Here is a 25,284-nt window from a genome sequence, read left to right as displayed (position 1 = left end):
CCGCGGCCGACGTCGGGACCCGCCCCTACGCTGGCGCGCCGTGCGCTTCCTCGACGGCTCGGCCCCCGGCCACGACCTCACCTACAACGACGTGTTCCTCGTCCCGGGGCGCTCGTCCGTCGCCTCCCGCACGGAGGTGGACCTGTCGACCGACGACGGCGTCGGCACGACCGTCCCGCTCGTCGTCGCGAACATGACGGCCGTCTCGGGCCGGCGGATGGCCGAGACCGTCGCCCGTCGCGGCGGGCTGGCGGTCGTGCCCCAGGACGTGCCGCTGGACGTCGTCGCCGACGTCGTCGCGTGGGTCAAGGCCCGGGGGACGGTGCTGGAGACCCCCATCGTCGCCACCCCGTCGGACCGCGTCGTCGACGCCCTCCACCTGCTGCCCAAGCGGGCGCACGGCGCCCTCGTCGTCGTGGACGCGGGGCGGCGGCCGGTCGGTGTCGTCACGGCGTCGGACTGCGAGGGCGTGGACCGCTTCACCTCCCTGGACCAGGTGATGACGCGCGACCCGCTCGTCCTCGACGCCGAGGACGTCCAGGGCCCCGGCGGCCTGGACCGGGCCTTCGCCGTCCTCGACGCCGCCCGGCGGTCCTTCGCCCCCGTGGTCTCCGGCGGCGTGCTCGCCGGCGCCATGACCCGGCTGGGGTGCATCCGCTCGGCCCTCTACGCGCCCGCGGTCGACGCCGCCGGCCGGCTGCGGGTCGGGGCGGCGCTCGGCGTCAACGGTGACGTCGCCGGCAGCGCCTCGGCGCTGCTGCACGCCGGCGCGGACGTGCTGGTCGTCGACACCGCGCACGGCCACCAGGACAAGATGCTCGACGCGCTGCGGGCCGTCCGGGCGCTCGACCCCGGTGTCCCGGTCGTCGCGGGCAACGTCGTCACCGCCGAGGGCGTGCGCGACCTCGTCGGGGCCGGGGCCGACGTCGTCAAGGTCGGGGTCGGCCCCGGCGCCATGTGCACGACGCGGATGATGACCGGCGTCGGGCGGCCGCAGTTCTCCGCCGTCCTGGAGTGCGCCGCCGCGGCCCGCGAGCTGGGGGCCGGCGTGTGGGCCGACGGCGGCGTGCGCCACCCCCGGGACGTCGCGCTCGCGCTCGCCGCCGGGGCGTCGTCGGTGATGGTCGGGTCGTGGTTCGCCGGCACCCACGAGAGCCCGGGGGACCTGCTCGTCGACGAGCGGGGCCGCAGCTACAAGGAGAGCTTCGGCATGGCCTCCTCGCGCGCGGTCGCCCACCGCACCCGGGAGGAGTCGGCGCTCGGCCGGGCGCGCAAGGCCCTCTTCGAGGAGGGCATCTCCAGCTCGCGGATGCTGCTCGACCCCGCCCGCCCGGGCGTGGAGGACCTGCTCGACCAGATCACCGCCGGGGTGCGCAGCGCCTGCACCTACGCGGGCGCCCGCACCCTCGCCGAGCTGCGCGAGCGCGCCGTCGTCGGCGTCCAGTCGCCCTCCGGGTACGAGGAGGGCCGGCCGCTGCCGACGGGCTGGTGAGCGCCTGCCGCGCCGTCGCACCGGGTCGGGTGGGGTAGTGTCGCGCCGTCCCCGAGCCCCCGTAGCTCAGGGGATAGAGCACCGCCCTCCGGAGGCGGGGGCGCAGGTTCGAATCCTGCCGGGGGCACGCGCGTGCGGCGCGGGTGGCGGTCCTGACGAGGACCGGCACCCGCGCCGCTGCTCGTCGCGGGCCTGCTCGTCGGNCCCCCCCCCCCCCCCCCCCCCCCCCCCCCCCCCCCCCCCCCCCCCCCCCCCCCCCCCCCCCCCCCCCCCCCCCCCCCCCCCCCCCCCCCCCCCCCCCGCTGCTCGTCGCGGGCCTGCTCGTCGGGGGCCTGCTCGTCGTCGGCCCGTCGGGGCCTGCTGCTCGTCGGGGCCCCCTCGTCGGCCTCCTAGACTCGAGCGCCGTGACTCCCGACCAGCTCTCCGCCGCGGTCCGCACCTGCCTGCTCCGGGCGGTCGAGGAGCGTGACCCCGCCGTGGGGTCGCTGACCGCCGGCGACGTCCCCGAGCAGGTGCGTGTCGAGCGCCCCCGCAGCCGCGAGCACGGGGACTGGGCGACGAACGTCGCCCTGCAGCTGGCGAGGCGCGGTGGCGTCGCGCCGCGCGACCTCGCCGGGGCGCTCGCGGCCCGCCTCGCCGCCGTGGAGGGCGTCGAGGGCGTCGACGTCGCCGGGCCGGGCTTCCTCAACGTCGTGCTGTCCGCCTCCGCCGCCGGCGTGCTGGCCCGGGCCGTCGTGGAGGCGGGTGCTACCTACGGCACGAGCACGGTGCGCGCGGGCACGTGCATCAACCTCGAGTTCATCTCCGCCAACCCCACCGGCCCGGTGCACCTCGGCGGGGCCCGGTGGGGCGCCGTCGGCGACGCCCTGGCGCGCGTGCTCGCCGCCACGGGGGCGGACGTCGTGCGCGAGTACTACTTCAACGACCACGGCGCGCAGATCGACCGCTTCGCGCGGTCGCTGCTGGCCCGGGCGCACGGGCGCCCGGCGCCCGAGGACGGGTACGGCGGCGCCTACGTCGGCGACATCGCGGACCACGTCGTCGCGGCGGCGTCCGCCCGGGGCCAGGACCTCCTCGCGATGCCCGAGGAGCAGGCGCAGGAGGTCTTCCGCCGCGACGGCGTCGACCTCATGTTCGCCGAGATCAAGCGGGACCTGCACGACTTCGGCGTCGACTTCGACGTGTGGTTCCACGAGGACTCGCTGCACTCCTCGGGAGCCGTCGAGCGGGCGGTGGAGCAGCTCAAGGCCTCGGGCAGCCTGTACGAGGCGGACGGCGCGTGGTGGCTGCGCTCGACCGACCACGGCGACGACAAGGACCGCGTCGTCATCAAGTCCGACGGGCAGCCCGCCTACGTCGCGGGCGACCTGGCCTACCTGCGGGACAAGCGCGCGCGCGGCGCCGACCTCTGCATCTACATGCTCGGGGCCGACCACCACGGGTACGTCAGCCGGCTCAAGGCGGCCGCCGCGGCCTTCGGCGACGACCCGGCGGTCGTCGAGGTGCTCATCGGGCAGATGGTCAGCCTCGTCCGCGACGGGGAGCCGGTGCGGATGAGCAAGCGCAACGGCACGGTCGTCACGCTGGAGGACCTCGTCGAGGCGGTCGGCGTCGACGCCGCGCGCTACGCGCTGTCCCGCAGCTCGGTCGACCAGACGATCGACATCGACCTCGACGTCCTCACCCGCCGGACCACCGAGAACCCCGTGTTCTACGTGCAGTACGCGCACGCCCGTACGTGCGGCGTCGCCCGCAACGCCGAGGCGTCCGGGGTGCGGCGCGAGGACGGCTTCGACCCGTCGCTGCTGACCCACCCCACGGAGCAGGCCGTGCTGGCGGCCCTCGGCGAGCACCCCCGGGTGGTCGAGCAGGCCGCCGAGCTGCGGGAGCCGCACCGCGTCGCGCGGCACCTCGAGGTCCTCGCCGGCGCGTTCCACAAGTGGTACGACGAGTGCCGGGTCGCCCCGCAGGGGGAGGAGGAGGTCACCGACCTCCACCGCACCCGGCTGTGGCTGGCCGAGGCGGTGCGCACGGTCCTCGCCTCGGGGCTGGGCCTGCTCGGCGTCGGCGCGCCGGAGCGGATGTGAGCCCGCCCCTGCGCGCGCACGAGGCCGGCGCCCTGCACGCCGAGGGCTACGGCGGGCCGGGCTGGCTCGCGGTGCCGGGAGACGTCAACGCCCTGGTCGACGGGCTGTGGGCGCGCACGGTGCGCCGCGGGCCGGACGGTGCGCTGCAGGTCGGCGGCGTGCCGGTGACGGCGCTGGCCGCCGAGCACGGCACGCCCGCCTACGTCGTCGACGAGGAGGACCTGCGCGCCCGGGCCCGGGAGTGGGTGAGCGCCTTCGACGACGCCTTCGCCGGCCTCTGCGGCGGCGCCGACGTCTACTACGCCGGCAAGGCCTTCCTGTGCACGGCGGTCGCCCGCTGGGTCGCCGAGGAGGGGATGCTGCTGGAGACGTGCACGGGGGGCGAGCTGGCCGTGGGCCTGCGCGCCGGCACCGACCCCGCGCGGATGGCGCTGCACGGCAACAACAAGTCCGACGCCGAGGTCGAGCGGGCGCTCGCCGCGGGCGTGGGACGAGTGGTCCTCGACTCCCGCCAGGAGGTCGACCGGGTCGCCGGGATCGCGGGCCGCCTCGGGGTCCGGGCGCCCGTGCTGCTGCGCGTGACCGTCGGCGTCGAGGCGCACACGCACTCCTACATCGCGACGGCGCACGAGGACCAGAAGTTCGGCGTCCCGCTGGCGGGCGGCGAGGCGGCGGCGGCGGCCGCGGCCGTCCTCGCCCGGCCCGAGCTCGAGCTGCGGGGGCTGCACTCCCATATCGGGTCGCAGATCTTCGACGTCGAGGGCTTCGAGGTCGCCGCGCGCCGGCTGCTGCGCCTGCACGCGCAGGTCCAGCGCGAGCACGGCGTCCGCCTGCCCGAGGTCGACCTCGGCGGCGGCTTCGGGATGGCCTACACGACCCAGCACCAGCCGCTGCCGGCCCGCGAGCTCGCCGCCGGGATGGCGCGCGTCGTCGCCGCGGCCTGCGCCGCCGAGGGGGTCGACGTCCCGCGCGTCTCGGTCGAGCCCGGCCGCGCCGTCGTCGGCCCCAGCACCTTCACGCTCTACACGGCCGGGACGACGAAGGACGTCGCGCTCGACGGCGGCGCCTCGCGGCGCTACGTGGCGGTGGACGGCGGCATGAGCGACAACGTGCGGGCCGCGCTCTACAGCGCGGACTACTCGGCGACGCTCGCGTCCCGGCGCTCGGACGCCGCCCCGCTGCTGTCCCGGGTCGTCGGGAAGCACTGCGAGAGCGGGGACGTCGTCGTCCTCGACGAGTTCCTGCCCGCCGACCTCGGGCCCGGCGACCTGGTGGCGGTGCCCGGGACGGGCGCGTACTGCCGCAGCCTGGCCAGCCAGTACAACCACGTGCCCCGTCCCCCGGTCGTCGCCGTGGCGGGGGGCGCCTCGCGCGTGCTCCTGCGCCGCGAGACCGAGGAGGACCTGCTCGCCCTCGACGTGGGCTGACGACGAGGCCGGGGGGCCTGCGGCGCCCCGGCACCACCACGCCGTGCCCGCCCGGGCACCACCGCGCCCGCCACCGGACCAGGAGCTCCCCGCCATGACCGCCACCGCCGGACCCGAGAGCGGCCCCACCGGCCAGGACGACGACCGGTCCGGGCGCGACGTCGCCCGCGAGCGCGAGAGGGGGCGCGAGCAGGAGGCCGTCGAGGAGCGCTACGCCCGGCTGGACGACCTCCGCCGTCGCACGAGGGCAGAGCTCGTCGCCGTCCGGCGCTCGGAGACCACGGGCACCCACCAGAACCGCTCGGAGCGCGACTCGTTCGCCGCGCTGCACGAGGGGCGCCTCGCGCAGCTCGACGCCGTCGAGGAGCGGCTCGTGTTCGGGCGGCTCGACCTGGCCGGCGGCGAGCGCCGCTACGTCGGCCGCCTCGGCCTGGCCGACACCGCGCAGCAGCGCCTGCTCGTGGACTGGCGCGCGCCCGCCTCCGAGCCCTTCTACCAGGCGACGGCGGCCCGCCCCGGCGGCGTCGTCCGGCGCCGGCACCTGTCCCTGCGCGGGCGCTCCGTGGCCGGCCTGGAGGACGACGTGCTCGACGCCGAGGGCCTCGACGACCTCGGGCTCGAGGCCCTCGGCGGCGAGGGCGCGCTGATGAGTGCGCTCGGCGCCCAGCGCACGGGCCGGATGGGCGACATCGTCGCGACCATCCAGGCCGAGCAGGACGCCGTCATCCGCTCGCCCGCGGACGGCGTCCTCGTCGTCCAGGGCGGCCCGGGGACGGGCAAGACCGCCGTCGCCCTGCACCGCGCGGCCTTCCTGCTCTACGCCCACCGGGAGCGCCTGGCGCGCAGCGGCGTCCTCGTCGTCGGGCCGAGCCCGGTCTTCCTGCGCTACATCGAGCAGGTGCTGCCCTCCCTCGGGGAGAACGGCGTGCTCACCTCGACCGCGGGCCAGCTGTTCCCCGGCGTCGACGCGCGCGGGTCCGACCGCCCGGCCGTGGCCCGCCTGAAGGGGGACGACCGCTGGCTGGAGGTGCTGCGGCGCGCGGTGGCGGCACGCCAGCGCGTGCCCGACCGCCCGCAGCGCCTCGACGTGGAGGGCACGGCCGTCACGCTGACGCCGCGGGCGGTGGCGCGGGCGCGCGAGCGGGCCCGCGGCTCGGGCCAGCCGCACAACGAGGCGCGGACGGGCTTCGTCCGCGACCTGCTGCTGCACCTCGCGGACGGCGTGGCCCGGGCGCAGGGCAACCGGCTGGAGCCCGAGGACCGGCCGGGCGTCGTCGCGGACCTGCGGGCCTCGCGCGACGTCCGCGTCGCGCTCAACCTCGCGTGGATGCCGATGTCCCCGCAGAAGCTCGTCGGCGACCTGCTCACCCGCCCGCACCGTCTCGCGGAGGCCGCCGAGGGCCTCCTGTCGGCGCCGGAGCAGGCGCTGCTGCTCCGGGAGCCCGGCGACCCGTGGACCGTCGACGACGTGCCGCTGCTCGACGAGGCCGCCGAGGTCCTCGGCGACGACGAGACGGGGGCGAGCGCCGCGGCGGCGCGGGCGGACGACCGCCGGCGCGAGGAGGCCCTCTCGCTCGCGCGGGAGGTGCTGGACTCGGGGGCGGGGGAGACCTCGGTCGAGGGCTTCACCGCCTCGGCCGAGGACCTGGCCGCCCGCCAGAGCGACCTCGGCGGCCCGGCGCTGACGGTGGCCGAGCGCGCCGCGCAGGACCGCACGTGGACGTTCGGGCACGTCGTCGTCGACGAGGCGCAGGAGCTGTCCCCGATGATGTGGCGGCTGCTCGTGCGCCGGTGCCCGAGCCGCTCGATGACGGTCGTCGGCGACCTCGCCCAGACGCGCTCCGCCGCGGGCGCCTCGACCTGGGGCGAGGTGCTCGACCCCTTCGCGGCGGGCCGCTGGCGCCTGGAGGAGCTGACCGTCAACTACCGCACGCCGCGGCAGGTGATGGACGCCGCCGCGGCGGTGCTCGCCGTCACCGGGGCCCCCGGCCGCACGCCGACGTCGGTCCGGGAGGGCGAGGGGCCGCCCGTCCTGACGACGCTGCCGGACGCCGCCGCGGAGCGCGCGACGCTGCTGCGCGCCGTCGTGGAGGACGAGGCGGCACGCACCGCGGGAGGGCGGCTCGCCGTCCTCGTCCCGCCGGGGCGCCTGGCCGAGGCCGCCGGGGCGCTGGGGGAGGCGGTCGCCGGGCCCGACGGCACCCCGCTGCCGGTCGCGACCGGGGCCGGGGCGCTGGACCGGCCGGTGGCGGTGATGACCGTGGCCGAGTCCAAGGGGCTCGAGTTCGACGCCGTCGTCCTCCTCGACCCGGCGGGCGTCCTCGGCGGGCCGGACGCCGAGGACCCCCGTGCGGGGGCGCACGACCTCTACGTCGCGATGACGCGTCCCACGCAGCGGCTGCACGTCCTCGCGCCGGCCGGCCTGGACGCCGACCTCGCGGGGGCGATCACGGGCGCCGCCTGAGCCGGCGCCCACGCGGGGCCGCCGCCCCGGCCGGCGAGGAGGCCCGCCGCGTCAGCCGACGAGCTCGACCCCGGCGGCGCGCAGGTCCGCCAGGGCGGCGTCGGTCGTCGCCGGGGACACCCCGGCCGTCAGGGGCAGCAGCACCCGCGTGCCGAAGCCCTCCGCCGCGGCGGACAGGGCCGTCGCCCGCACGCAGTGGTCCGTGGCGAGGCCGACGACGTCCACCTCCGTGACCGCGTGGCTGCGCAGCCACGTGGCCAGGTCGCGCCCGTCCGACCCCTCGCCCTCGAAGCCCGAGTAGCCGTCGTCGTAGCGGCCCTTGCGGAAGACCTCCTGCGCGAGCGAGAGGTCGAGGGCGGGGTGGGCGCGGGCGCCCTCGGTGCCGGCGACGCAGTGCACCGGCCAGCTGCGCACGAAGTCGGGCCGGTCGCTGAAGTGGGCGCCCGGGTCGACGTGCCAGTCCTGCGTCGCGACGACGGCGGCGTAGTCGTCGGCGTGCTCGCGGACGTGCCGGGTGACGGCAGCCGCCACGGCCGACCCGCCCTCGACGGCGAGGGCCCCGCCCTCGCAGAAGTCGACCTGCACGTCCACGACGACGAGCGCCCGGGCGCGGGCGGCGGGGGCCGCGCCCGTCGCCGGTGCCGCCGCGGGGCTCGTCGGGTCGGTGGTCGCGTCCATGGGTCCTCCTCGGGCGGGGCCCTCGGGGTCGAGGGGGGCCGGTGCCGGTGCCGGGGCCAGGTTCCCCCCGGGCGACGGCGGCGACCACCCGCGGCGGGCGGGGGTCAGGCCCGGGCGCCGAGGACGTGCGTCGGCAGGCACGGCTCGCCGCGCTGCAGCCGGCGGGCGTCGGCCGGGAGCTCCGCGCGGGCCTCGCCGTGCCGCGCGGCGGCGCGGCGCACGCCCTGCGGGCCCGTGGCGCCCTCGGCGACGACCTCGCCGCCGCGCACGAGCGCCACCTGGACGGGGCGCGCCCCCGGCACCTCGGGGGCGCCGCCGTCGCCCTCGACGACGAGGACCTCGGCGCTCGCCACGCCCCCGGAGACCTCGCGCCAGGCGCGCTTGGCGCCCGCGACGCCCTCCTTGTGCCGGCTCGCCTTGGCGACGCCGCGCAGGTCGCCGCCCGCGTCCTCGCGGGCCACCATCTTGTAGACGAGCCCCGCCGTCGGCGCGCCGCTGCCCGTGACGAGGCTCGTGCCGACGCCGTAGCTGTCCACCGGCGCCGTGCCGAGCGCCGCGATGGCGTGCTCGTCGAGGTCGCTCGTCACGGTGATCCGCGTGCCGGTGGCGCCGAGCCGGTCCAGCTGCCGCCGGGTGTCGTGCGCCAGCTCGCCGAGGTCGCCCGAGTCCAGGCGCACGGCGCCCAGCCCGGGCCCGGCGAGGGCGACGGCCCGCTCGACCGCCGCCGCCACGTCGTAGGTGTCGACGAGCAGGGTCGTCGAGGGCCCGAGCGCGGCGACCTGGGCGGCGAAGGCGGCGTCCTCGTCGTCGTGCAGGAGGGTGAAGGCGTGCGCGGAGGTGCCGATCGTCGGCAGGCCGTAGCGGCGTCCCGCCTCGAGGTTCGACGTCCCGGCGAAGCCCGCGACGGCCGCGGCGCGGGCGGCGGCCACGGCCGCCTCCTCGTGCGTGCGCCGGGACCCCATCTCCAGGCAGGGCCGCCCGTCGGCCGCGGACGTCATGCGGGAGGCCGCGGCGGCCACGGCGCTGTCGTGGTTGAGGACCGACAGGACGAGCGTCTCCAGGACGACGGCCTCGGCGAAGGTGCCCCGCACCGTGAGCAGCGGCGAGCCGGGGACGTAGACCTCGCCCTCCGGGTAGCCGTCGACGTCCCCGGTGAAGCGCCAGCCGGCGAGGTGCTCGCAGGTCCGCTCGTCGACGACGCCCTCGCGGGCGAGCCACCCGAGCGCCTCGTCGTCGAAGCGGAGGTCGGGCAGCAGCTCCAGCAGCCGGCCGGTCCCGGCCACGACGCCGTAACGACGTCCGTCGGGCAGCCGGCGGGCGAAGACCTCGAAGACGCTGCGGCGCGACGCCGTCCCGTCGGCGAGCGCCGCCTGGAGCATCGTCAGCTCGTAGCGGTCGGTGAGCAGCGCTGCGGTCGCCACCGGGCGACCCTAGCGGCGGGGCGCCGCGGGGCGGCGGCACGGACCTACAGTGGGCCCCGTGAGCGCACGGCTGACGGCGTCCTCGCCCGCGGCGCCGGCCTGGCGGGCCACCGCCGCCCCCGCCGAGGCGGAGGCGCCGGCCGCCGCCGAGGAGGTGGCGACGCAGCGGCCCTGGGTCACCATCGTGTGGAACGACCCGGTCAACCTCATGTCGTACGTCACGTACGTGTTCCAGAGCTACTTCGGCTACTCGCGGGCGAAGGCGGAGGAGCTCATGCACGACGTGCACGAGGCCGGCCGGGCGGTCGTCTCGACGGGGTCGCTGGAGGAGATGGAGCGCGACGTCGAGGCGATGCACGGCTTCGGCCTGTGGGCCACGTTCTCCCACGACACCTGACCGACCTGCCCGCCGGCGACCGGCCGGCCCGCGCGGCGACCCGCCGGGGCCGAGCCCCCGGGTGGGCCCGCAGACCCGCGAGGAGGCACGCATGGCCCGGCGCTTCCGCCGCACCCGCCGCGGCATCACGGCCGGCCTGGAGCCGGAGGAGGCCGGGCTGCTCGCCGACCTGCTGGCCGAGGTCGCGCAGATGCTGCGCTCGCAGGAGGCGGCGACCGGACCCTCCGACGAGGTGGCGTCCGACGCCGAGGAGGACCCGCTCGCCGCGCTGGCCCGCGACCTCGAGGGCGGGGACGGCCGCGTCCCGGACGACCCTGCGCTGGCGCGGCTGCTGCCGCCGGGGAGCCGGGACGACGACGAGGCCGCCGCGGACTTCCGGCGCTTCGCCCAGCGGGGCATCGCGGCCCGCAAGCGGTCGGCCCTGGAGCGCGCCGTCGCGACGCTGCGCCGCCCGGCCCCGCTGCTCCTCGACGACGACGAGGCCCGCGCCTGGCTGACGGCCCTGACGGACGTGCGCCTCGTCCTGGCCCAGCGTCTCGGCCTGGAGACCGACGACGACGCGGCCCTCGTCGCGCTGCGCGCGGCGCAGGCCGCCGAGGACGACCCGGCCGCCCACGCGGCGGCGCTCTACGACTTCCTCACGTGGCTCCAGGAGGGGCTCGCCGACGTGCTGCTGCGCGACCTGCCCGCGGGCGGCGGCCCGGCCCGGCGTTGAGGCGGGCCCGGCCGGCCGGGCCTACCCTGCAGGGGTGGTGGACGACCCGATCGGCATCTTCGACTCGGGGTTCGGCGGCCTGACCGTCGCCCGCGCCGTGCTCGACCAGCTCCCCGACGAGCCGGTCCTCTACGTCGGGGACACCGCCCGCCAGCCCTACGGACCGCGTCCGATCGCCGAGGTCCGCCGCTACGCCCTCGAGTGCCTCGACGAGATGGTCGACCGGGGCGTCAAGCTCCTCGTCATCGCCTGCAACAGCGCCAGCGCCGCCGTCCTGCACGACGCCCGGGAGCGCTACGGCGTCCCCGTCGTCGAGGTGATCCGACCGGCCGTCCGCCGGGCGTCGGCGACGACGCGCTCCGGGCGCGTCGGGGTGATCTGCACCCAGGCGACCGCGACGTCGCGCGCCTACGAGGACGCCTTCGCCGCCGCGCCGCTCCTGCGCGTGACCACGCGCGCCGTCCCGCGCTTCGTGGAGTTCGTCGAGGCCGGGACGACGACCGGCCCGGAGCTCCTGGCCGAGGCCCGCCGCGCCCTGGCGCCGCTGCAGGAGGCGGACGTCGACGTGCTCGTGCTCGGCTGCACGCACTACCCGCTCCTCACCGGCGTGCTCTCGCTCGTCATGGGCCCGGGCGTGAGCCTGGTGAGCAGCGCCGAGGAGACGGCCCAGGAGGTCTACCGCACCCTCGTGGAGGCCGGCCTCGAGCGGCCCCCGGGCGGCGCGCCGCCCGAGCACCGATTCCTCACGACCGGTGACCCGGAGACCTTCACGGCGCTCGCACGCCGCTTCCTCGGACCCGAGGTGGCGCTCGCGGAGAGCGCGGGCCTGCTCACGCCGACCGCCGGGGGCGTGCTGGGCGCGCCGGCGCGCCGCTGAGGACGAGCCGTGGCACGCGGGCACGGGACGGACGGGGGCTCCTCGTGCGCCTGACCGTCGTCGGCTGCTCCGGGTCCCTGCCGGGGCCGTCCTCCGCGGCGTCCTGCTACCTGGTCGAGGCGGACGGGGCGGCCGACGACGGCGGCCCGGCGCGTACGTGGCACGTCCTGCTCGACCTCGGCAGCGGTGCCCTCGGCCCCCTGCAGCGCTGCGTCGACCTCGACGAGCTCGACGCCGTCCTCCTGTCGCACCTGCACCCGGACCACTGCCTCGACCTCTGCGGCCTGCACGTCGCCCGCACCTACGACCCCCGCCGCCCGCGCGGCACCGGGCGGCCGCTGCCGGTGCACGGGCCCGCGGCCACGGGCGAGCAGCTGGCTGCTGCCTACGGCGCGGGCGAGGCCGCGGGGATCGCCGCGAGCCTCGACGTCCGCCCGTGGCGCACGGGGGAGGTCGTGCGCCTGGGCCCGCTGGCCGTCGAGGTGGCCCCGGCGCGCCACCCCGGGGAGGCCTACGCGCTGCGGGTGCGCGAGGTCGCCACCGGGCGGGTGCTCGTCTACACGGGGGACACCGACTCCTGCCCCGCGGTGGACGTGCTCGCCCGCGGCGCCGACCTGCTGCTCGCCGAGGCGGCGTTCCAGGAGGGCAGGGACGCGGCCCGCGGCGTGCACCTCACGGGGCGGCGCGCGGCCGAGCTGGCCGACGGTGCGGGCGTCGGCCGGCTCCTGCTGACGCACCTGCCCCCGTGGAACGACCCCGACGTCGTGCTCGCCGACGCCGCCGCCGGCGGCTACGGGGGTCCGGTCGCGCTGGCGCGGCCGGGGCTCGTCGTCGAGGTCTGAGCCCCGCCGGCCGTCGGGCGCGTCCGCCGCGGGGCCCTCGTAGGGTCGCGGCCATGACGCCCCCCGCTGCCACCACCGCTCCCGACGGCCCCTCCCGCGGGGGCCGACGGCACGACGGCCGGGCCCCCGACGCGCTCCGCGACGTCCGGGTCACCCGGCGCTGGCAGGACGCCGGCGAGGGCAGCGTCCTCGTCGAGTACGGCCGCACCCGGGTGCTCTGCACGGCCTCGCTCACCGAGGGCGTGCCGCGCTGGCGCAAGGGCTCGGGGCAGGGGTGGGTGACGGCCGAGTACGCCATGCTGCCGCGCGCGACGAGCACCCGCAGCGACCGGGAGTCGGTGCGCGGCAAGGTCGGTGGGCGCACGCACGAGATCTCTCGCCTCGTGGGGCGCTCGCTGCGCGCCGTCGTCGACACGCGGGCGCTGGGGGAGAACACCCTCGTCCTGGACTGCGACGTGCTGCAGGCCGACGGCGGCACCCGCACGGCCGCCGTGACGGGCGCGTGGACGGCGCTCGCCGAGGCCGTCGCGTGGGCCCGCGGGGAGGGGCTCGTCAAGCGGGACCCCCTGCGCGGCAGCGTGTCCGCCGTCAGCGTGGGCCTGTCCGACGGCGCCGCGGTGCTCGACCTCGACTACGTCGAGGACTCGGCGGCGGGCACGGACCTCAACGTCGTCGCCACCGCCGACGGCCGTCTCGTCGAGGTGCAGGGCACGGCCGAGGGCGAGCCCTTCAGCCGGTCCGAGCTCGACGCCCTGCTCGACCTCGCGCTCGGCGGGTGCGTCGACCTCGCCCGCCTGCAGCAGGCGGCGCTTTCGGCCGCGCCCGGCACGACCGTCCGGCTCGCCGACCTGCAGGACGGCGCGTGAGCAGCCCGACGGGCGCCGTCGGCCCTCCCGCCGGCGACGGCGCCGTCCGGGCGGTCCTCGCCACCCGGAACCCGCACAAGGCCGTCGAGATCCAGGGGATGCTGCGCCGGTCCGTGCCGCACCTGCAGCTCCTCGCCCTGGACGACCCGTCGCTGCCCGCGACGGGAGAGGTCGTCGAGAGCGGCACCACCTTCGCGGCCAACGCGCTGCTCAAGGCGCGGGCCGCCGCCGCGGCCACCGGCCTGCCCGCGCTGGCCGACGACTCCGGGATCGCCGTCGACGTCCTCGGCGGGGCCCCCGGCGTCTTCAGCGCCCGGTGGAGCGGGCGGCACGGCGACGACGGCGCGAACCTCGCCCTGCTGCTGGCGCAGCTCGCCGACGTCCCGGTCGAGGAGCGCGGAGCCGCCTTCGTCTGCGCCGCAGCCCTCGTCCTGCCCGACGGCCGCGAGGTGGTCCATCACGGCCGGCTCGACGGCGTCCTCGCCGGGGCCGCCCGTGGCAGCGGCGGTTTCGGCTACGACCCGGCCTTCCGCCCCGCGGGCGAGGACCGGACGCTCGGCGAGATGAGCGCCGACGAGAAGGACGCCGTCTCCCACCGCGCCCGCGCCTTCGCCACCCTGGCCCGGCAGCTCCCGGACCTGCTGCGCTGAGCTCCGGCCGCCCCGCGGAGGCGACCCCGGGTCGCCGGGTGGTCGCCGGGGTGGGCCGCCGGGGTGGGCCGTCCGGGGCCGCCGCCGCCCTCGGGTGGCATCCGGCGGGGCGGTGGGGCCGAACATGGGGCATGACCACGTCCGCTCCAGCCCAGCCCGGTGCCCGCCCCGAGGGTCGCCGCGCGTCCCGGGGCGACGTCGCGCTCGCCGCGCTCGCCGGCGTCCTCGCCGCCGCCCTGACCCTCGGCGTGGCGCAGGTCCTCGCCGCCCTGCTCGCGCCGACGGCCGCACCCGTGATCGCCGTGGGCGATGCCTTCGTCGACCTGACGCCCGGGTGGCTCAAGGACTTCGCGATCGACACCTTCGGGACCAACGACAAGACGGCGCTCCTCGTCGGGATCGGACTCGTCCTCGCGGTCCTCGCGGTCGCGGCCGGGGTCCTGGGCCGGGTGCAGCGCCGTCTCGGCGACGCCGTCGTCATCGTCCTCGGCGGGGTCGGTGCCGTCGCCGCCGGCACCCGGCCCGACGCCGGGGCCCTCGCCCCGCTGCCGAGCCTGCTCGGCGCCGTCGCCGGCCTCGTCGCCCTGCACCTGCTGCTGGACCGCCTGCCCGCCCGTGGTGCCCGTGGGCCCCAGGGCTCCTCCCGTCGTGGCTTCCTCACGGCGGCGGGGATCACCGGCGTGGCCGCCGTCGCCTCCTTCGTCGGCGGTCGCGCCCTCGGTGCCGCCAGCCGGGGGGTCGCCTCCGCCCGGTCGGCGCTGCGCGTCCCGGCGCCCGCGACGACGGCGCCGCCCGTCCCCGAGGCCGTCGACGTCGGCGTCGACGGCGTCGAGCCCTGGCAGACGCCGAACGAGGAGTTCTACCGGATCGACACGGCGCTCACCGTCCCCCAGGTGGACCCGTCGACGTGGACGTTGAAGATCCACGGGATGGTCGAGGAGGAGGTGGAGATCGACTTCGCCGAGCTGACCTCGGGCGAGCTGCTGGAGACCTGGGTGACGCTGACGTGCGTCTCCAACCAGGTCGGCGGCCGGCTCATCAGCAACGCCCGCTGGGTGGGCCTGCCGATCCGTGAGCTGCTCGCGCGGGCGCGCCCCACGGGCGGCGCCGACATGGTGCTCTCGACGAGCGCCGACGGGTGGACCGCCTCCACGCCGCTCGAGGCGCTCACGGACGACGACGTCGACGCGATCCTCGCGGTGCAGATGAACGGCGAGCCGCTGCCGACCGAGCACGGCTTCCCCGTGCGCATGGTCGTGCCCGGGCTCTACGGCTTCGTCTCCGCGACCAAGTGGGTCGTGGACCTCGAGGTGACCACCTACGCCGCGAAGACGGCCTACTGGACCGACCGCGGCTGGTCCGAGCGCGGGCCCATCAAGACGGCGAGCCGGATCGAGGTGCCCACCCCGCTCGAGCGGCAGCCCGTCGGGGACGCCGTCGCCGCCGGCACCGCGTGGGCGCAGGGCCGCGGCATCGCGAAGGTCGAGGTGCAGGTGGACGACGGCGAGTGGCAGGAGGCCGAGCTCGCCGCCTCGTACAACGACCAGACGTGGGTCCAGTGGCGGTTCGGCTACCAGCTCACCGAGGGGTCGCACTCGCTCACGGTGCGGGCGACCGACAGCACGGGCATGACGCAGCGCGAGGAGCGGGTCGACCCGATCCCCGACGGCGCCGAGGGCTGGCACTCGATCACCGTGACCGGCACCAGCGAGGCCTGACCGGCCAGCGCCGGCGGCCCCGCGGGACCCGCCGTCACCCGTCCGGCCGCACCTCGACGTCCGTCGAGGTGCGGCCGGACGCTCTGTGCCGCAGCGTCACCGGCAGCCCCTGGGGGCGGCCGGCCAGCGCCGTCACGGGCGGGTCACGATCTGCCGCAGGGCAATCCGCCGGACCGGCTCGGGCCGAAGGACCCCCGACAGCGCACGACACCGCAGGGCGCCGCGACCGGCGCCCGCACAGACGTCAGACCCTCCTGGAGGAGACCACCATGAAGCGCAGCAGGATCCTCGTCACGGCCGGTGCCGCGGCCTTCGCCCTGTCCCTGTCCGCGTGCGGCAGCGACGAGCCCGTCGGCGGCACGGCCGACGAGACCCCGGACTCCTCGATGAGCTCGCCCATGGCGAGCCCCACGGAGAGCGAGGACATGGACGGCGGCATGTCGACGCCCAGCGAGAGCATGGGCATGGACCCGGCCGCCAACCTCGTCGGCCCGGGCTGCGCGGCCTACGCCGAGCAGGTCCCCGACGGCGCCGGCTCGGTCTCGGGCATGGCGCAGGACCCGGTCGCGACGGCGGCGAGCAACAACCCGCTCCTCACGCAGCTCACCGCGGCCGTGTCCGGACAGCTGAACCCCGATGTCAACCTCGTGGACGACCTGAACGGCGCGCAGGACATCACCGTCTTCGCCCCGGTGGACGAGGCCTTCGCCGCCCTCGACCAGGCCACGGTCGACACCCTGTCCAGCCCCGAGGGCGCCGAGACGCTGACGAGCATCCTCACCTACCACGTGGTCACCGAGCCGGTGGACCCGACCGCGCCCGAGGGCGAGTACACGACGCTCGAGGGCGACGACCTGACCGTCTCCGGCTCCGGTGACGACATCATGGTCAACGCCGACAGCGACGCCCCGGCGTCGGTCATCTGCGGCGGCGTCCAGACCGCGAACGCGACGGTCTACCTCATCGACTCGATCCTCATGCCCCCGGCCGAGGACTGATCGTCGGGCTCTGACCCGGCAACCGTCCGCGACGAGCGGCCGGACGCAGCGAGAGGCGCCGTCCGCCAGGACGGCGCCTCTCGTCGTGCGTGCGGACGGCGGGACTCGAACCCGCACGCCCTCGCGGGCACGAGGACCTAAACCTCGCGTGTCTGCCGGTTCCACCACGTCCGCGGGGGCCGGCGCGGCCGGCCGTCGCCAGCGTAGGGCGCCGGCGGGAGCGGGACCGGGCGCCGTGGAGGGTCAGGCGTCGACACCGAGCGTCCGCCGGAGACGCTCGACGTGGTCCTTGGCCCGGACGCCGTAGGCGGCGTGCACGACCCGTCCGTCGGCGCCCACGACGACGGTCGAGCGGATCACCCCGAGCGACAGCCGTCCGTAGGTGCTCTTCTCCCCCCACGCGCCCCAGGCCTCGAGGACGCCGTGGCCGGGGTCCGAGGCGAGCGGGAAGGCCAGGCCCTCGCGCGCGGCGAACTCCGCGAGCCGGGCCGGCTCGTCGGGGGAGACGCCCACGACGTCGAAGCCGGCCCCGCGCAGGGGGTCGAGGCTGTCGTTGAAGTCCGTCGCCTGGGTCGTGCACCCCGGCGTCATGGCCGCCGGGTAGAAGTAGACGACCACGGAGCGCCCGCGGTAGGAGGACAGGGACACCTGCCCGCCGTCGGCCGTCGGGAGGGTGAAGTCCGGGGCGACGTCCCCGACCTCGAGCCGGCGGCCGGTGGACGTCGTCGTGGGGGCGGGGGTGCCGCTGTCGGTCATGGCCGGAGGCTAGCGAGGCCTCGCCGTCCTCCGGTCGCCGCGCGGGGGTCCGCTCCCGCGGACCCGGGCGCGGCTCCGACCTGGGGCACCGACCTGCTGGCCCGGGCTCGTCGCGATAGCGTCGCCGCCGCTGACCTGCGCCGGCTGCCCGGTGACCGCGTGACCCCTGGAGGACCCATGAGCACCGCCGCGAGCCCGCCCGCCCGGAACCGGGGCCAGAGCGCCGGGACGCAGCACCCCGGTGGCCAGAACCCGCCGCCCCTGCCCACGGACCCCGCCGAGCTCGAGCGCCTCATCCGGGGCCAGCAGAACCAGCTGGCCTCCAGCGTCACCGCCCTCGTCGACAAGGTCTCGCCGAAGAACGTCGCGCAGCGGACGGTCGCGGACCTCAAGGAGCGTGGCCGCGCCGCCGTGCTCACCCCGAGCGGGGAGCCGCGCGTCGAGCGCCTGGCCGCCGTCGGTGCCGGCGCCGCAGGCCTCGTCGCCCTCCTCGTGCTCAACGGTGCGCGCAAGCGCCGCCGGCGCGGCCGGCGAGAGGTGGAGAAGGCGGCGAAGCGCGGTCGCAAGCGCGCCGACGACTGACGTCGTCCTCGCGTCCGTCCGCCCGTCCCGGCGTCGCCGGGGCGGGCGCCGTGCTGTGTAGCGTCGCAGGGGTGAGCACCAGCGAGGACGGGGGATCCCGGGGCGCCGCCCCTGCCGGCCGACCGGAGCCGGGCGCGCTCGGCGTCCGGATGCTGCACGACCGGGTCCTCGTCTCCACCGAGGGCGCCGGCGGCGAGCGGCGCTCGTCGGCGGGCATCGTCATCCCCGCCACCGCCTCGGTGGGCAGGCGTCTGGTCTGGGCCGTCGTCATGGCGGTCGGCCAGCACGTGCGCCAGGTCCGGCTCGGCGACCGGGTGCTGTTCGACCCGGAGGCCCGCGGGGAGGTGGAGCTCGACGGCCGCGAGTACCTGCTCCTGCGCGAGCGGGACCTGCACGCCGTCGCCCAGGCCGACGAGCGCGGCGGCCGGACGGGGCTGTACCTCTGAGCACCTCGACGACCCCGGGGTCCCCCGGCAGACCGCAGCCCTCCGACGTCGCTCCTGAGGAGCGACCACCGCGGCGCAACGCCCGCTACACGCCCGTCGACGCCGACGGCCCGCTGCCGCACCAGATGGTCGCCGCCGTCCCGCGCATCCGCGCCGACCCGCTGGCCTTCCTCGCGTCGGTCCAGGCGCGCCACGGGGACCTCGCGGCCTTCCCCATGCCCCGGCTCCCGGTCGTGCTCGTCAGCTCGCCGACGGCGGCCCGACGCGTGCTGGTGGACAACCACCGCGGCTGGTCCAAGCGGACGGCCCAGTACGGGGCGCTGTCGGCGGTGACGGGCTCGGGGCTGCTCACGAGCGACGGCGAGGTCTGGCGCGAGCGCCGCCGCACCGCGCAGCCGGCCTTCCACCCGCGCGGCCTGGAGTCCGTCGCCGACGAGTCGGTCGCCGCCGCCCGCCGGATGCGTGCCGCGTGGCCCACGTGGGGCGGCGTGGTGGACGTGGACGCGGGCGGCCTGCAGGCGACCCTGGAGGTCGTCGGGCGCACGCTCTTCGGCGCCGACGTGGCGCAGGACGGCGAGCGGCTGGTCACCGCAGTGCTGGAGGCCCTGGAGGTCGTCGTCGGCCGGGTGCGGACGCCCCTGCCGGCGTGGCTGCCCACCCCGGCCCGCCGTCGGCTGCGCCGGGCCGTCCAGGAGCTCGACGAGGCGTCGGCCGCGCTGGTGGCCCGCCGCCGTGCACGCGGGACGTCGCCCGACGACGAGGACCTCCTGGCGCTGCTGCTGCGCGCCGTGGACGCCGGCGACCTCGCGCCGCACGGCCTGCGCGACGAGCTGGTCACGATGGTCATCGCCGGGCACGAGACCGTCGCCTCGGCCCTGACGTGGACGTTGCACCTGCTCGCGGGGAACCCCTCGGCCCAGGCCCGCGTCGCCGAGGAGCTCGACGAGGTCCTGGGGGGCCCCGACGACCGCGGCGGCAGGTCGCCCGCCTGGGGCGACCTGCGCTCGCTCGTGCGGACCCGCGCCGCCGTCGAGGAGTCGCTGCGGCTCTTCCCGCCCGCCTGGGTGGTCAGCCGGCGCGCCCTGGCGGAGGACGTCCTCGACGGCGTCACCGTGCCCGCCGGGACGACGGCGGTCATCAGCCCCTGGCTCCTGCACCGCCGACCCGAGCTGTTCCCCGAGCCGGAGGCGTACCGCCCCGAGCGCTTCGAGGTCGGCCTGGACCGCGCGGCCCGTGCGGCCTACCTGCCCTTCGGCGCCGGGCCACGCCTGTGCATCGGGCGCGACTTCGCGCTGGTCGAGACCACCCTGCTGGTCGCCGAGCTGCTGCGCGGGTCGACGGTGCGGCCGGCGCCGGGGGAGCGGGTGCACGTCGACGCCCTCGTGACCATGCGTCCGCGCGGCGGCCTGCGTCTGCGCGTCGACCCGCGCTGACCGGACCGCCCTCCGGCGCAGGCGCTACCGGTGCTGGGCTGCTGGGCCCTCGGTCCCGGGCCCGTCGGTGCTGAGCCCGTCAGTCGTGGGCGTCGACGAGGGCGCCGCCCTCGGTGAGCTGCACCGACGCCGCGCGCGCGTCGTCCAGGTCGACGTCGGCCACGAGGACGACCTCACCTTCCTCGCCGGGGCCCACGACGCCGCCCGTCCGGGTGATGAGCTCGACGCCGCGCGCGGCGAGGTCCTCGTCGTCGGGCCGGAGGTCGGCCCACCCGCGGACGACGTCGGACGCGCGCTGCAGCGTCACGGCCTGCCCGTCGGAGGTGACCACCTCGACGCGGGGGAGGTCGACGACCTGGTCGCCGTCCGAGTCGTCCACCTCGGCGACGACCCAGCAGACCGGGCTCGCGCCGACGTCCCCGCGGTAGTCCTCGAGCTCCTCCACCGGGTCGTCGTCGGCGTCGGCGGGCACGTGCAGCTCGACCTGCGCGCCCGAGGCGGAGACCTCGAAGGTCCGGCTGTCGTCGGGGTCGCCGCACTCCTCGAGGTCCTCACGGGCGTCCTCGACCGCGTCCGCCCGGTCGCCCTGGCTGCCTCCCGCGGCCACCCGGTCGCGGTAGGGGACCATCGGGATGCCGTCGCCGCGGTCGGTGACGCCGCCCGAGCACCCGGTGAGCACCACGGCGAGCACGACGGGGGACGCGAGCAGGGCGGGGCGGGGGCGCACGGCGGCTCCGATCAGCGGGGAGGGGTCGGCGAGCACGCTACGGGCGCAGGGACCCCGCCGCGCGGTGCGCGGATCACGAGCCCGGCGGTCGCGGCGCCGACCCCTCGTCGTCCGCGGGGACCGTGAGCCGCGACCGCAGCACCCGGTCGAGGTTCGTCGCCAGGCGGTGGACGCCCCGGACGAGCAGGACGACCCCCACGCCGGCCAGGACGACGCCGATCACGAGCAGGGCGCGAGCTCCCGGGCCGGCCCAGGCCGCACCGACGAGGAAGGCGCCGAGCACGAGCAGGACGAGTCCGAGCGTCAGGTCGTCGGCCGAGTCACCGGCGTACCGTCCGGCCCCGCGGATGCCCGCCGTGTCCCCGACGGGCTCGGGTGCGCTCATGGGGGGCACTGTGGCAGTCACGTCGTCGTCGTGGCCACGGTTCGGGGTCGGACGGACGACGGCCCCCGTCCGACAGGGTCGGGACGGGGGCCGCCACGTGGTGCGCCGCCTGGGACTCGAACCCAGAACCCACTGGTTCTGGCCCAGCGAGGCGACCGTCACGCCGATCCGCCGTGCGGCCGAGCGCCGTGCCCCCTGGCGAGCGCGAGCTCGCGCCGACGGGCGCTGCGGCGTGAACGCAGCCGTCGCGTGAGCGGCGCGCGCCGCGGCGCCGCGGCGCCGGGGGACGGGGTAGGTGGGGGAGACGATGCGGGACCGAGACGTCGCCACGCGCACCGTCGGGTGGTTGCCGGCTCAAGGTCTGGCGCCGTGATGCGAACGGGTGTTCGCGTCGCGCCCTTGGGGGACTGACCGTCACGACGACGTGGCAGCAGCAGCTCGACGCCTGGGACGAGTGGCTGGCCGCCGCCGGCGGTGTCGCGGCTCACGTCCGAGGCCACCGGGTCCGGGTGGACGGCGCACACGTTGCAGCACCGATGCGCCTCCTGACGTACTCCATCGAGCGGGACCTACGAGCGGTGGCGGGAGCTCCACGGGCACGCCCAGGTCACGACCACGCGGGTCTGCACGCTCGTCTCGACGACGCCCGCCGCCTGGCAGCAGCTGGCGCCGGGACCATTGCCGGGCGCGGCGGCACCCGCTGGTCGACGTCGAGCACGACGTGGCCGACCGCGGCGTGACTCGATTGGGTGGTCCAGATCACGGCCCGGTCACATCGCTGCGCACGCTCCGTCCCGGCGCGCACGATCTGTCCACCGCACATCACGACCACGGGGGTCCCGCCATGCGCCGCTCACTACTCGTCACCGCCACTGCTGCAGTCGCGGCAGCAGCCCTCGCCGGCTGCGGAAGCAGCGGCGCGACCACCGCCGCGGTGCCGACCGTCACCGTGACCGCCCCTGCACCCACCGTCACGGTGACGGCCCCGGCGCCGGACCCCGAGCCGACCGGCGAGGACGAGTCCGCCGGGGACCACGACGACGCGTACCTCTTCGAGGACAACAGCGTCGACGCCGAGCCGGCAGTCGTCGAGACCGTCGAACCCGAGCCCGTCGTCCAGGACGAGCCTGAGCCAGTCGCGGTGCCCGAGCCGGAGCCCGTCGTCGAGCAAGAGCCGGAGCCTGCCGCCGACGAGAGCGGCGGCTCCGTGTCCGTGCAGAACGCGATCAGCTCGGCCAACAGCTACCTCGAGTTCTCGTCCTTCTCACGGTCCGGGCTGCTGGAGCAGCTCGAGTACGAGGGCTTCTCCGCGGAGGACGCCGAGGCCGCGGTCACCGCCATCACCGTCAGCTGGAACGAGCAGGCCGCCAAGTCGGCGAAGAACTACCTCGAGTACTCGTCCTTCTCTCGCTCCGGGCTGATCGAGCAGCTGGAGTACGAGGGCTTCACCACCGAGCAGGCCGAGTACGGGGTCAGTCAGACCGGCCTGTGACTCCTGCCCGTGGTCGTCACTTCCTGCGGGCGCACCGCGGCCGCGGCGGAGGACGCCGCGACGGTCGAGCAGGTTCCGGACCGCGGAGTGCGACCGGTGGGTGAGCTCGGCGATCGCCCGCAGCGAGCGGCCCGCGGCGTACTGCTCGAGCACGAAGATGACGAGGCCGTCGTCGGCGTAGGCGCCGGCGCGGGCCCGTTCGCCGCGGCCGGCGGTACCCGCGAAGGGGGCAGGGGCCGCAGGACCGGCCGGCCGGAGTAGGGCACGACCGCAATCAGCCCCCCGCGGCGACGGCAATCTGCCCGGCCATCCACGCCGCGGCGGCCGTCCGGGCACCCCACCAGTCCTGCACGCCGAAGCCGTAGCAGGCGCCGACCACCCCGAGCGGGAAGCCCCATGACAGGGCGAGCTGTGCGGCGCGCCGACGGGCGCTCACGGGCTGACGGGTTACCCGCACCACAGTGCCGGACCCGCGCCAGGACCGTCGGTGCGCCGGGCACATCACCTGGTCGCTGCACTCGGCAACGGCCGGACGGCGATCGCGAAGCCGTTGGACTGCTGCGGGCCTACGGTCTCGTCATGAGGCCACGGTCCGCCGCCCAGCGGACGGCGGTCGTCCGGCGAGCTGGCCGACCTGGTCTTCGCGCAGCCGCGACTCGACGAGGGAGCCGCCCTCGTCCCCGGTGGCGCGGACCACGCGGAGGAGGTCGCCGTCGACCTCCCCGCGACGGGCCGAGCAGGGGCCCGTCGACGTCGTCGTCCCCAAGGACCCGCTCGGCGACCACGTCGACGTGACCGCACCGCATCGGCGGGGACTGACGGCCCATCAGCCGGTCGAAGGTCCGCGACGACGGCGGCAGCTCGGGCGGCGGGCCGACTGCGTCGCCCGCCGGACGCTGACCGAGCGGCACCCCGGGGCCGCGCTTGGGGTGCAGGCCGCCGGCCATGGCGAGGCGGTCAGCCGAGGTGCTCGTCCGCGGCGTCGCGGACGTCGGGCCTGACGGTCTCGGTCATGGCGTAGCCGGCAGCGTGCTTGTTGGTGACCAGGCGCACGTGCAGCAGCGATAGGCGCACCCGCTCGAGCACGTGGCGTGGGGCACGGTCAGGTCGCCCGTCGGATCAGGCGGTACTCCGACCGGCCGGAACGGATGTCGGAGACGACGGGGGGCGCATGCGTGCCGCCGACGACGGTCGCGGGCGTATCGGTGACCTTCCACGCGGCGGCGACGGGGTAGCCGACGCCTGGCAGCCACGCGGCGGTCAGGTCGTCGGAGCCGATGACGACGGAACGCGAATGAGGCGGCGCTGTCCTGCGGGCTGCTATCCGGCCCCGCGGGTGCCCGCTGTGTCGTCGACGGGCTCGGGTGCGCTCATGGGGGGCACTGTGGCAGTCGCGTCGTCGTCATGGGCGCGCTTTGGGGTCGGACGGACGACGGCCCCCGTCCGACAGGGTCGGGACGGGGGCCGCCACGTGGTGCGCCGCCTGGGACTCGAACCCAGAACCCACTGATTAAGAGTCAGTTGCTCTGCCAATTGAGCTAGCAGCGCGTGCCGGGGGCAACGCTACACGCGGCCCCGCCGGTGGGTGAAATCGAGCGCGTCGGTCAGGAGTCCTGGGCCGGCTGCTCCTGCGAGCCGTCGGCGCTCTCGCCGCCCTCGTCCCACCAGGAGTCCTCCGGCAGCCCCTCGTCCGCGGAGATGGTCTCGCTGTCGGGCCCGGCGGGGGAGGTGAGGTCCATGAGCAGGGACAGGGGGACGTGCTCGCCGAGCATGTCCATCACGTGGTCGCTGCCGCTGGTGCTGTCGTCCGCGCCGCCGGGCGTCGCGGCGTCGCGGTCCTCGGCGGGCGTCGGGTCCTGGGACGTCATCGGGCCTCCTCGTGCGCTCGCCCCCCGGTCCCGAGAGCGACGGGGGGAGTGTGGCAGAACGGCCACCCCGCAGCGCCGGTCGAGGCCGATGAGGTCGCCCGTTCGGGTGCCGGGACGTCCGGGGAGGTCTGCCGGGAGCGGCCGGCTCGGGCCGCCCCCGGCGATCGGGGTGAGTGACGGGACTTGAACCCGCGGCCACCGCGACCACAACGCGGTGCTCTACCAGCTGAGCTACACCCACCATCGCCCGCACGGCGCCCACGACGCGGTGCGTCGGGGGCCTTCGGGCGCGAGCAGCATACCCGCCGGCGTCAGCTGCCTGTGACCCGTGCGGCCGCCGCGCGGGCCGTCGCCGTGTCGGGCCCCGGCGGCGCGACGAAGACGGCCTCCCGGTAGTAGCGGAGCTCCTGGATGCTCTCGCGGATGTCGGCGAGGGCCCGGTGCCCGCCCTTCTTCTCCGGCGAGGCGAAGTAGGCGCGCGGGTACCAGCGCCGGGCGAGCTCCTTGACGGAGGACACGTCGACGATCCGGTAGTGGAGGTGGTCGACCAGGTCGGGCATGTCCCGGGCGAGGAAGCCGCGGTCGGTGCCCACGGAGTTGCCCGCGAGCGGGGCCTTGCGGGCCTCCGGGACGAGCTCGCGCACGTGGTCGAGCACGCGACGCTGGGCGTCCTCCAGCGTCGTCCCGGCGGCGAGCTCCTCCAGCAGGCCCGAGGAGGTGTGCATCTCGCGGACGACGTCGCGCATCTGCTCCAGCGCCTCGGCGGGCGGGGCGATGACGACGTCGAGCCCCTCGCCGACGACCTGGAGGTCGGAGTCCGTGACGAGCACGGCGACCTCGACGAGCGCGTCGGCCACGAGGTCCAGGCCCGTCATCTCGCAGTCGATCCACACGATGCGCTGGGCGGAGAGGGAGGAGGACACCCGCGGACTGTAGGCGGAGCCGCCGGCGCGCGTCCCGGGC

25 protein-coding genes, 4 tRNA genes and 1 pseudogene are annotated in these 25,284 nt (G+C 77.0%); 17 read left to right on the top strand and 13 right to left on the bottom strand.

The genetic code is table 11. The features are described from left to right. The first annotated feature begins 40 nt into the window (after positions 1-40). The 5 genes from WDZ17_RS08120 (at position 41) to WDZ17_RS08100 (ending at position 7,470) form a co-directional block, all read left to right on the top strand. The gene (locus WDZ17_RS08120; RefSeq protein ID WP_339574637.1) at positions 41-1,492 is read left to right on the top strand and encodes a GuaB1 family IMP dehydrogenase-related protein; all 1,452 of its coding nucleotides are present in this window, start codon (positions 41-43) and stop codon (positions 1,490-1,492) included. A gap of 55 nt (positions 1,493-1,547) precedes the next feature. Beyond that, positions 1,548-1,619 (top strand) — tRNA-Arg (locus WDZ17_RS08115). 277 nt (positions 1,620-1,896) lie between these two features. Then, positions 1,897-3,579 (top strand): arginine--tRNA ligase, encoded by a 1,683-nt coding sequence (argS, locus tag WDZ17_RS08110; RefSeq protein ID WP_339574636.1) that lies wholly within the window; start codon positions 1,897-1,899, stop codon positions 3,577-3,579. A gap of 8 nt (positions 3,580-3,587) precedes the next feature. Next, positions 3,588-5,006: a diaminopimelate decarboxylase gene (lysA, locus tag WDZ17_RS08105; RefSeq protein WP_422631896.1), complete on the top strand. Its 1,419-nt coding sequence runs from the start codon at positions 3,588-3,590 to the stop codon at positions 5,004-5,006. Positions 5,007-5,100: 94 nt separating this feature from the next. After that, positions 5,101-7,470 (top strand): HelD family protein, encoded by a 2,370-nt coding sequence (locus tag WDZ17_RS08100; protein ID WP_339574634.1) that lies wholly within the window; start codon positions 5,101-5,103, stop codon positions 7,468-7,470. Between the two features lie 51 nt (positions 7,471-7,521). Here WDZ17_RS08100 and WDZ17_RS08095 read toward each other — a convergent pair whose 3' ends face one another. Further along, positions 7,522-8,148, bottom strand: coding sequence for an isochorismatase family protein (locus WDZ17_RS08095; protein ID WP_339574633.1), 627 nt, complete (start codon positions 8,146-8,148; stop codon positions 7,522-7,524). A gap of 104 nt (positions 8,149-8,252) precedes the next feature. After that, positions 8,253-9,527, bottom strand: a complete 1,275-nt coding sequence (locus WDZ17_RS08090) for a nicotinate phosphoribosyltransferase (RefSeq protein WP_422631895.1) — start codon at positions 9,525-9,527, stop codon at positions 8,253-8,255. A 100-nt stretch (positions 9,528-9,627) separates the two neighbouring features. Here WDZ17_RS08090 and clpS point away from each other — a divergent pair, with 100 nt between their 5' ends. The 8 genes from clpS to WDZ17_RS08050 all read left to right on the top strand — a co-directional run bounded on the left by clpS (position 9,628) and on the right by WDZ17_RS08050 (position 16,632). Beyond that, positions 9,628-9,966, top strand: a complete 339-nt coding sequence (gene clpS / locus WDZ17_RS08085) for an ATP-dependent Clp protease adapter ClpS (protein WP_339574631.1) — start codon at positions 9,628-9,630, stop codon at positions 9,964-9,966. A gap of 91 nt (positions 9,967-10,057) precedes the next feature. Next, entirely contained in the window at positions 10,058-10,681 is a 624-nt protein-coding gene (locus WDZ17_RS08080) for a DUF2017 domain-containing protein (protein ID WP_339574630.1), read from the top strand. 34 nt (positions 10,682-10,715) lie between these two features. Further along, positions 10,716-11,558, top strand: a complete 843-nt coding sequence (murI, locus tag WDZ17_RS08075; RefSeq protein ID WP_339574629.1) for a glutamate racemase — start codon at positions 10,716-10,718, stop codon at positions 11,556-11,558. Positions 11,559-11,602: 44 nt separating this feature from the next. Continuing rightward, positions 11,603-12,400 (top strand): MBL fold metallo-hydrolase, encoded by a 798-nt coding sequence (locus tag WDZ17_RS08070; protein WP_339574628.1) that lies wholly within the window; start codon positions 11,603-11,605, stop codon positions 12,398-12,400. Between the two features lie 53 nt (positions 12,401-12,453). Beyond that, positions 12,454-13,266, top strand: coding sequence for a ribonuclease PH (rph, locus tag WDZ17_RS08065; protein ID WP_339574627.1), 813 nt, complete (start codon positions 12,454-12,456; stop codon positions 13,264-13,266). After that, positions 13,263-13,916, top strand: coding sequence for an RdgB/HAM1 family non-canonical purine NTP pyrophosphatase (gene rdgB / locus WDZ17_RS08060; RefSeq protein WP_339574626.1), 654 nt, complete (start codon positions 13,263-13,265; stop codon positions 13,914-13,916). Before rph ends, rdgB begins: the two co-directional genes overlap by 4 nt. 131 nt (positions 13,917-14,047) lie before the next feature. After that, entirely contained in the window at positions 14,048-15,634 is a 1,587-nt protein-coding gene (locus tag WDZ17_RS08055; RefSeq protein WP_339574625.1) for a molybdopterin-dependent oxidoreductase, read from the top strand. A 269-nt stretch (positions 15,635-15,903) separates the two neighbouring features. Beyond that, positions 15,904-16,632, top strand: a complete 729-nt coding sequence (locus WDZ17_RS08050) for a fasciclin domain-containing protein (protein WP_339574624.1) — start codon at positions 15,904-15,906, stop codon at positions 16,630-16,632. 90 nt (positions 16,633-16,722) lie between these two features. Here WDZ17_RS08050 and WDZ17_RS08045 read toward each other — a convergent pair. Continuing rightward, positions 16,723-16,806, bottom strand: a tRNA-Leu gene (locus WDZ17_RS08045). Between the two features lie 69 nt (positions 16,807-16,875). Then, a complete protein-coding gene (locus tag WDZ17_RS08040) occupies positions 16,876-17,388 on the bottom strand; it encodes a peroxiredoxin (RefSeq protein WP_339574623.1) in 513 nt (170 codons plus the stop codon). A 177-nt stretch (positions 17,389-17,565) separates the two neighbouring features. Here WDZ17_RS08040 and WDZ17_RS08035 point away from each other — a divergent pair, with 177 nt between their 5' ends. From WDZ17_RS08035 to WDZ17_RS08025, 3 genes are all read left to right on the top strand, one after another. Beyond that, positions 17,566-17,970, top strand: a complete 405-nt coding sequence (locus tag WDZ17_RS08035; protein ID WP_339574622.1) for a DUF3618 domain-containing protein — start codon at positions 17,566-17,568, stop codon at positions 17,968-17,970. A 71-nt stretch (positions 17,971-18,041) separates the two neighbouring features. Next, a complete protein-coding gene (locus WDZ17_RS08030; RefSeq protein WP_339574621.1) occupies positions 18,042-18,416 on the top strand; it encodes a GroES family chaperonin in 375 nt (124 codons plus the stop codon). Continuing rightward, the gene (locus WDZ17_RS08025; RefSeq protein ID WP_339574666.1) at positions 18,413-19,849 is read left to right on the top strand and encodes a cytochrome P450; all 1,437 of its coding nucleotides are present in this window, start codon (positions 18,413-18,415) and stop codon (positions 19,847-19,849) included. Before WDZ17_RS08030 ends, WDZ17_RS08025 begins: the two co-directional genes overlap by 4 nt. Positions 19,850-19,928: 79 nt before the next feature. Here WDZ17_RS08025 and WDZ17_RS08020 read toward each other — a convergent pair whose 3' ends face one another. After that, complete coding sequence (locus tag WDZ17_RS08020; protein ID WP_339574620.1) at positions 19,929-20,576, bottom strand: hypothetical protein; 648 nt, start codon at positions 20,574-20,576, stop codon at positions 19,929-19,931. 73 nt (positions 20,577-20,649) lie between these two features. Next, complete coding sequence (locus WDZ17_RS08015) at positions 20,650-20,961, bottom strand: hypothetical protein (RefSeq protein ID WP_339574619.1); 312 nt, start codon at positions 20,959-20,961, stop codon at positions 20,650-20,652. 949 nt (positions 20,962-21,910) lie between these two features. Between WDZ17_RS08015 and WDZ17_RS08010 the strand changes: the two genes are divergently transcribed. Further along, on the top strand, positions 21,911-22,453 hold the full coding sequence (locus WDZ17_RS08010) for an Ltp family lipoprotein (protein ID WP_339574618.1): 543 nt from the start codon (positions 21,911-21,913) through the stop codon (positions 22,451-22,453). An 84-nt stretch (positions 22,454-22,537) separates the two neighbouring features. Here WDZ17_RS08010 and WDZ17_RS17465 read toward each other — a convergent pair. From WDZ17_RS17465 to orn, 7 genes and pseudogenes are all read right to left on the bottom strand, one after another. After that, positions 22,538-22,606, bottom strand: a pseudogene (locus tag WDZ17_RS17465) (hypothetical protein); the annotation flags it as partial. A gap of 121 nt (positions 22,607-22,727) precedes the next feature. Next, positions 22,728-22,889, bottom strand: a complete 162-nt coding sequence (locus tag WDZ17_RS08005) for a hypothetical protein (RefSeq protein WP_339574617.1) — start codon at positions 22,887-22,889, stop codon at positions 22,728-22,730. Between the two features lie 521 nt (positions 22,890-23,410). Then, the gene (locus WDZ17_RS08000; RefSeq protein ID WP_339574616.1) at positions 23,411-23,539 is read right to left on the bottom strand and encodes a hypothetical protein; all 129 of its coding nucleotides are present in this window, start codon (positions 23,537-23,539) and stop codon (positions 23,411-23,413) included. 386 nt (positions 23,540-23,925) lie between these two features. Further along, a tRNA-Lys gene (locus WDZ17_RS07995) sits at positions 23,926-24,001 on the bottom strand. A gap of 56 nt (positions 24,002-24,057) precedes the next feature. Then, on the bottom strand, positions 24,058-24,321 hold the full coding sequence (locus WDZ17_RS07990) for a hypothetical protein (protein WP_339574615.1): 264 nt from the start codon (positions 24,319-24,321) through the stop codon (positions 24,058-24,060). Positions 24,322-24,489: 168 nt separating this feature from the next. After that, positions 24,490-24,562 (bottom strand) — tRNA-His (locus tag WDZ17_RS07985). 70 nt (positions 24,563-24,632) lie between these two features. Next, positions 24,633-25,244 carry an oligoribonuclease gene (gene orn, locus WDZ17_RS07980; protein ID WP_339574614.1) on the bottom strand — a complete coding sequence of 204 codons (612 nt, stop codon included), beginning with the start codon at positions 25,242-25,244 and terminating at the stop codon, positions 24,633-24,635. Between the last annotated feature and the right edge of the window lie 40 nt (positions 25,245-25,284).

It is taken from the genome of Pseudokineococcus basanitobsidens (assembly GCF_037482545.1).
GTDB classification, from domain to species: domain Bacteria; phylum Actinomycetota; class Actinomycetes; order Actinomycetales; family Quadrisphaeraceae; genus Pseudokineococcus; species Pseudokineococcus basanitobsidens.
This window is presented reverse-complemented; position numbering and strand designations above follow the sequence as displayed.